The organism is Microvirga tunisiensis (assembly GCF_009296175.1).
GTDB lineage: Bacteria > Pseudomonadota > Alphaproteobacteria > Rhizobiales > Beijerinckiaceae > Microvirga > Microvirga tunisiensis.
In genome coordinates this window covers 1-1015 of record NZ_VOSK01000848.1, presented here as the reverse complement: position 1 = coordinate 1015, position 1015 = coordinate 1, and the positions used below count along the sequence as shown (strand labels likewise).

2 protein-coding genes are annotated in these 1015 nt (G+C 59.8%); one reads left to right on the top strand and one right to left on the bottom strand.

The genetic code is table 11. The annotated features are described in order from the left end of the window. Positions 1–176: transposase (locus FS320_RS44085; RefSeq protein ID WP_192926244.1), on the top strand; the 176-nt coding region annotated here is incomplete at its 5' end. Positions 177–525: 349 nt separating this feature from the next. Here the strand turns inward: FS320_RS44085 and FS320_RS44080 are convergent. Next, complete coding sequence (locus FS320_RS44080) at positions 526–807, bottom strand: hypothetical protein (RefSeq protein ID WP_152718742.1); 282 nt, start codon at positions 805–807, stop codon at positions 526–528. Positions 808–1015 lie beyond the last annotated feature (208 nt).

Below are 1015 nucleotides of genomic sequence, written 5' to 3'. Positions count from 1 at the left end.
ATCTCGCCCGGGCGGAGTTCGCAACGCTGCGGTTGCGCCTGCTCAAGATCGCCGTGCGGGTGCAGGAAACCACCAGCCGCATCCGACTGGCCTTTGCCTCGTGCTGTCCGGAAGCGGATCTCGTCCGCCGTCTTGCGAGCGCTCTGGCACCCCAGCCCCGGGCGGCCTCGCCCTGAGCGCCGGGGCTGCCATCGCCCCGGTCATCCCATCCCGTCCCTGCCAACGCGTTCCCCACGTTCCAGACCTTGCCGCGGTGAAAGAAACGCAGCGGATCGGCACGCCCGCGCTACCAAATAGGCCCCGAAACAAACTCTGGTGAATAGGAACGGCTAGTCCCCTTAGGCAAATCAGTTTTGCTTGACCTGGGCAGGCCTTGTCCATGCGCCAGCGGATCTCCTTACGTGTCCGGTGGGTGTCTCATAGAAGAGCCTAAGCATGGTTCCCAGCGTGCCTGAGCTTTCGGAAACTACCTGTGCGGCTCAACATGCTGCGGCCGCTTTTGGCTGCATCAGAAGCGAGAAACGGCTACTGCGTCCAGCTGCTCCTGAACCGGCGCAGTTCGCTTGAGCAGATCATAGGCTGCGACTGTAGAGGGACAGGATCCTGAATTGTGACGGATGCAGATAAAGCTTTGTGCGAGGCTTCGCCGATCGGGGTGTTGAAGAACTGGCTGGGATCAATCGGCTCCTGGGCCGGACGATAAATGGTGCGGCGGCTTTGCCATCGCATGGCGACGTCGAGAAACAAGAGCTGGACCATCGACGCATTGTGAGATGAAGGAGGCGGCGTGATGATCGGCAGCGTCACAAAGCAAAACCACCCATCGCCAAATAGAGGTGCCGTGGAGTCCTTTGGTAAAGTCGTTCGGTTGACTCTGCTCACACTTCTTAGCACTACTTTGGCAGGTCTGAGGAACCAGGCGAGCCCTGCCAACGTCTTCTCTGAAGGATTGTTCGCGGGAGGTTGTCATGAGCACCTCAGTGGCGTGGGAACACGAACTTCAGTCCTGGCTTGA